Below are 6,079 nucleotides of genomic sequence, written 5' to 3' on the forward strand. Positions count from 1 at the left end.
CATCGAAAAAACGGGTACGCCGGTGGTTATCAGCCAACCCTGGCAACTGACTTTCAAAGAAGGCGGGCCCGGGCTTCCGGAAGCGAGGACCATAAGCAGGCTTCAGCCCTGGACGGATTTTACGGAAGATGTTTCGACCCAATATTTTTCAGGAACCGGAGTGTATACCGCGTCATTCAGATTAAAGAAAAACAAGGCGGATGAGACGGTGCTGAAATTTGATAAATTGTATGAAAGTGCAAAAGTCATCATCAACGGTCAGGACGCAGGAACGGTCTGGAGCCTTCCGTTCGAAATCAAAGTCGGAAAATACCTGAAGAAGGGAAACAATACCATCCGGATTGAGGTTTCCAACCTGATGGCCAACCGCATCCGCTATATGGATCTTAATAAAATCCCGTGGCGGAATTACCACGAAATCAATTTCGTCAACATCGATTATAAACCGTTTGATGCTTCCGGCTGGAAAGTACAGCCTTCCGGTCTGGATGGGCAGATTCAATTAATTCCTGTATATTTCTCAGAATAAATAAGTAAATGAGTAAGTAAATAAACGATAGCCTTTAAAAATGGCACTTCGCGATCTACACTGAGTTTACGCCTTTGCGAACTTAAAAACAGTTAGTAGTTAAAAAATCTTAGTGGACTTTGCGTTAAAAAACAAGAGAAACAGGCTCAGTTAAAAAGTAAGTATTTATGAAACAAACCATAGTAAAAACAGTAGCATTAGGAAGTCTTATCACATTTGGATTGTTCAATGCCCAAAGCAAACCGAAAGTGGTTTTAGATCATTATTTCAACAACGAAGGACGGGAAAATAAAGAAACCAAAGCCCTGGAGTCCTGGCATTATACCTGGAACGACACCACCAACGGAGGCTTTTCTTTATTAGGCGAAATCTTCCAAAAGGAAGGGGCGGAAATCACCACATTGACCAAAGCACCGTCAAAAAAAGACCTGCAAAATGCTGATATCTACATCATTGTTGACCCGGATACTGACAAGGAAGCATACGGAGGAAAAGCCAACCTGGTGGATACTAAAACAATAAAGAACCTTGAAAAATGGGTTAACAACGGCGGTATCCTCGTTCTGTTGAGCAACGATAACGGCAATTCTGAGTTTGCCTATTTCAATAAACTGGCGGAGAAATTCGGGATTCATTTTAATGATGACAGCATCAACCGCCTGAAGGGCAGGGAGTTTGAAAAAGGTGCAGTCTATGTGCAACCGGGAAATGAAGTCTTCTCAGAACGTAAATTATATATGAAAGAAGTGAGCACCATCACGGCAAAATCACCGGCGAAGCCTTTTCTCTATGCTCAAAATCAGGTAATTGGGGCTATCGCAAGAGCAGGGAAGGGAACTGTTTTCGCTTTGGGTGATCCCTGGTGCTATAATGAATATATTGACGGGAAGAAGCTTACAGAAGACTTTTCCAATAATGAAGGAACCGGAGAATGGGTAAAATGGCTGCTGAAGCAGATACCCGTAAAATAATGAGAGCTTGCGCAATCGATTGAAATTTTAATTATACCCTTAAAACTCATAAGGTATTAAGGATCAATTGAAGTGGCCTTCCGCCTGTTTGATAAATATAGTTTTACATCCGGCTTTAGCCGAAACTCATAAAGTACAGGATTTTGCTTATGAAAACCAGATACATCTTCATGACATCCGCCCTTTTGCTTTCACAGTCCTTCTCTGCGCAAAGGCAAATGGAATATTTAAAACGCGGAATTGTAGCCATCCCGGCGGATTCCGGAGTTTTCGTAAGCTGGCGCCTGTTGGGAACGGAAGCTCAGGATACACATTTTGAGGTGTACCGTACAGAAAATAACCAGACCGTAAAACTGAATGGAAAACCTCTGCGTAACGGAACCTGTTTTTTAGATACAACCGCTGATAAAGGAAAAAATTACACCTATTTCGTAAAATCAAATACGCTGCATCAGGAAGTCGACCGGGATTTTGCCAGATACACCGCCAACCAGAAGCCTTACCTTTCCATTCCGCTGAAAACGCCTGCCGGGTATACGCCCAACGATGCATCGGTGGCTGATCTGGATGGCGACGGCCGGTATGAAATCATCCTGCACCAGACCGGACGGTCACACGACAACAGCCAGAAAGGAGAGACAGATCCGCCGGTGATCCAGGCTTATAAAATGGATGGAACATTTTTGTGGGAAATCAATTTAGGCAAAAATATCAGGGAAGGTGCGCATTACACCCAGTTCCTGGTCTATGACCTGGATCAGGACGGAAAAGCGGAAATCGTAATGAAGACTGCGGACGGAACCCGGGACGGTAAGGGGAAGTTCATCGGCGATCCGGCCAAAAGCTATGTCAATGAAAACGGGATGATCCTTTCAGGACCGGAATTTCTGACTGTTTTTGACGGCCAGACCGGAGCCGAAATTCACACCGTCAATTATCAGGTTCCAAGGTTTGCGGGCAGTCTCTATCCGACTGCTGAACAGATGACTGAAACCTGGGGTGATGCCAAAGGAAACCGTATCGACCGTTTTCTGGGCGCGGTAGCCTATCTGGACGGGAAAGCACCAAGTGTAATGATGTCCAGAGGATATTACACCCGGACTGCGATGGCTGCCTGGGATTTCAGGGATCAAAAACTCAGTCTCCGCTGGCTCTTCGATACCGAAAGTTCGGAAGAGAATAAAAAATACCGCGGCCAGGGCAATCATAATCTCAGCGTTGCCGATGTGGATCATGACGGTAAGGATGAGATTATTTTCGGTGCCATGACTATTGATGATGACGGAAAGGTGCTGAACAGCACAGGGTATGGCCACGGTGATGCCTTGCATGTAGGCGATCTGGATCCTTCCCATCCGGGACTGGAAATTTTCGATATCCAGGAACGTTTCGATGATGCCGGAGCCCATTTCAGGGATGGAAAAACAGGAAAAGTGTTGTGGAAGCTGCCCTCAACCGTGTACAGCCAGGCAAGTAAATTCCAGGGCCCGGGAAGAGGCCTGTCTTTAAATATCGATCCCCGCTATCAGGGTTCGGAATCCTGGGCAGCAGGTGCCGGGCTGAAAGGCGTTTATGACGCAAAAGGAAATAAAATAAGCGAAAGTGCCCCGGCCTGCAATATGGGAATCTACTGGGACGGCGATTTTTTAAGCGAAATCTTAGACGGAACCGTAATTTCGAAATGGGACTGGAAATCATCAAAATCCGATGGGATGTTCGATGCAAGGGATTTTCAGTGCGAATCCAATAACGGGACCAAGAAGAACCCGTCTCTGGTGGCGGACCTGTTCGGCGACTGGCGGGAAGAAGTGATGTACAGGACGGCCGACAACCGGGAGCTGCGGATTTTTTCAACAACGATTCCAACCAATCACAGATTGTATACGTTAATGCACAATCCGCAGTACCGGTTGAGCATTGTGTGGCAGAATGTAGGGTACAATCAGCCTCCGCATACGGATTACTACCTGGATGAATCGGTAAAGCAGGTTCCTCAACCCGATATAGTTACAGTAAAAAAAGAATAATACCTATAGCGCAGAGTCAACTTTACTAAAAATAAAATAAAATAAAATAAATAGAATGAAAAAGCTATTCAAAACAGGTTTTCTGGCACTCATCATCGGAGGCCTGACTTCCTGTTCGGTTCAGAAACAGACTACAGCCTTAAAGGGGGAACTGCCGGATAAGAAGCAGGTACTGGAAGTGGCAGAACTGGCCAACCGGTATTTTATGGACAAATGGCCGGATCCGGGAAAAGAAATTGTAGGCAAGAAAGTATGGCCCAGCAACCTCTGGACAAGAGCCGTCTATTATGAAGGGCTGATGGCGCTTTATCAAGTGGATCCCAAAAAGGAATATTACCGGTATGCAATGGACTGGTCCCAAAAGCACAACTGGGATCTGATGCGCGGAACCTATACCCGGAACGCCGATCACCAGGCATGCGGGCAGACCTATCTTGACCTGTATGAAATCGACGGTAAAAAGCATCCTGAGCGGATTAAAAACGTAAAAGCAGCCATGGACAGCATGATGGCTACTGACAAAGTGGACGACTGGTGGTGGATCGATGCCCTGCAGATGAGCATGCCGATTTTTTCCAAGCTGGGAAGAATCACCGGAGACCGGAAATATTTTGACCGTAATTACGAAATGTATGCCTATACCAAGTACCGGCATGGCGGGAACGGACTGTACAATCCCAAAGATAAAATCTGGTGGCGCGATAAAAGTTTTGTTCCGCCTTACCGGGAACCGAACGGCGAAGACTGCTACTGGAGCCGCGGAAACGGCTGGGTAGTAGCCGCTCTGGCACGCACCCTGCAAGATACGCCGGAATCAGATCCCCACTATAAGGAATACCTGCAGGATTACCGGGATCTGCTGGCAGCACTCCTGCCCGTTCAGCGGGAAGACGGCTTCTGGAACGTCAGCCTGCATGATCCTACAAATTTTGGAGGAAAAGAAATGACCGGCACCGCCCTGTTTGTCTATGGAATGGCCTATGGCATCAACAACGGATTAATCGACAGGAAAACCTACCTGCCGGTGATCACAAAAGCCTGGAATGCCATCATACAAGACTCCGTGCAGCCCAACGGTTTCCTGGGCTGGGTGCAGGGAACCGGGAAAGAACCGAAAGATGGCCAGCCCCTGGCCATCGACAAAGTCCCGGATTTTGAAGATTACGGACTCGGGTGTTTCCTGCTGGCTGCCAGTGAAGTGTACAGGCTGAAGTAATCATTCTGTAAAACCGTAAAGGGTTGCAGTATCATAAGACCCGGCAGGTTTTCCCAAAACCTGCCGGGTCTTTTTATGCTCGGTTTAAAGCAACAGATAAGCCGGAACGTTTAACTGACCGGTCAGACCGATCAAGGGCGGGGCTATTGAGAACAGATCGGTTGAAAATCATCAATCCTGACAGACTTACCATCCTGCATACACAACATGCCGTAAGTTGGTCAATGGATCGATTCAATAAAATGGCCAACAAGTAAATGTCTCATGGTGCTGATCTACACCTGGCAGGCTTCGGAATCCGGCGTGTTTTTTTCTGATCAAAGAGGAAAAAGATAGGCCTCAGGCTTATTTTGGTGAAAAGTATTGTGGTACCTGCTTATTTAAAATGCTTCTAAGTGCATTGAAAGCAGGGTTTTAAAAAATCTTTTTGAGACAATATAAAATTCCTTATTTTTCAATGTTTCGAGCATGACAGTACAAGATGCGCAATCGATTCCATAACTGTAATTTTCAAATTCAATAGATCATACGAAATTATGAATGCATTATTAGGGGTTTTGTTCCATTTCCTGGGCGGCTTTTCTTCAGGAAGCTTTTATCTGCCGTATAAAAAAGTAAAGGGCTGGCAGTGGGAAACTTTCTGGCTGATTGGCGGGGTTTTTTCATGGGTCATTGTTCCGCCGCTGGCTGCATTCCTTACCATCCCGGATTTCTGGGAAATCATCCGTAATGAAAGTTCTTCCATTCTGGGGTTTACGTTTCTCTTCGGTGCCCTTTGGGGAATCGGGGGATTTATGTATGGTCTCGGCGTGCGGTATCTGGGCGTTGCCCTGGGAAGCAGCATCATGTTGGGACTTACAATGGTCATCGGTTCGCTGGTGCCTTCCTTTTATTATGAATTTTTTCCACAGGACGGTAAAGACAGCATTGGCCTGATGCTTTCCGGCGCATGGGGACGGATGGTCCTTTTAGGGCTGGCAGTCTGTGTCATCGGAATCATCATCAGCGGGAAAGCCGGGGTGATGAAAGACCGGGAGCTTCAGACCGGGTCCTCAGACCCGCACGGGATGCAGGTGAAAACGGAATATAAATTCGGACTCGGGCTCACAGTAGCCGTCATTTCCGGAATTCTGAGTGCATGTTTCAACTTTGGGTTGGAAGCAGGAAAGCCGATGGCCCATGTGGCCAATGAAGCCTGGAAATCGGCCCATCCCGGGCAGGGGGAATTCCTGTTTCAGAATAATGTCACCTATATCGTAGTCCTCTGGGGCGGAATGGCTTCCAATCTTATCGGCTGCCTCTATCTTTCATTCAGAAATAAATCCTACACCGATTA

At 46.7% G+C, this 6,079-nt stretch carries 5 protein-coding genes; all 5 read left to right on the forward strand.

From position 1 onward, the window contains the following. A partial coding sequence (locus QZ735_RS02425; protein ID WP_367117824.1) for a glycosylhydrolase-like jelly roll fold domain-containing protein occupies positions 1-529 on the forward strand: 529 nt, incomplete at its 5' end. A 167-nt stretch (positions 530-696) separates the two neighbouring features. Continuing rightward, entirely contained in the window at positions 697-1,500 is an 804-nt protein-coding gene (locus tag QZ735_RS02430) for a hypothetical protein (protein ID WP_294243823.1), read from the forward strand. Between the two features lie 149 nt (positions 1,501-1,649). Then, positions 1,650-3,527, forward strand: coding sequence for a rhamnogalacturonan lyase (locus tag QZ735_RS02435; protein WP_294243825.1), 1,878 nt, complete (start codon positions 1,650-1,652; stop codon positions 3,525-3,527). A 55-nt stretch (positions 3,528-3,582) separates the two neighbouring features. Further along, a complete protein-coding gene (locus QZ735_RS02440; RefSeq protein ID WP_294243827.1) occupies positions 3,583-4,743 on the forward strand; it encodes a glycoside hydrolase family 88 protein in 1,161 nt (386 codons plus the stop codon). Between the two features lie 536 nt (positions 4,744-5,279). Beyond that, on the forward strand, positions 5,280-6,079 hold an 800-nt coding region (locus tag QZ735_RS02445; RefSeq protein ID WP_294243829.1), incomplete at its 3' end, for an L-rhamnose/proton symporter RhaT.

Origin of the sequence: uncultured Chryseobacterium sp. (assembly GCF_913776365.1) — a bacterium.
GTDB lineage: Bacteria > Bacteroidota > Bacteroidia > Flavobacteriales > Weeksellaceae > Chryseobacterium.

What these genes read in the sequence shown, in the direction of transcription:
- QZ735_RS02440 (WP_294243827.1), top strand. Translation starts at nt 3,583, where the DNA reads ATGAAAAAGCTATTCAAAACAGGTTTTCTGGCACTCATCATCGGAGGC.
- QZ735_RS02430 (WP_294243823.1), top strand. Translation starts at nt 697, where the DNA reads ATGAAACAAACCATAGTAAAAACAGTAGCATTAGGAAGTCTTATCACA.
- QZ735_RS02435 (WP_294243825.1), top strand. Translation starts at nt 1,650, where the DNA reads ATGAAAACCAGATACATCTTCATGACATCCGCCCTTTTGCTTTCACAG.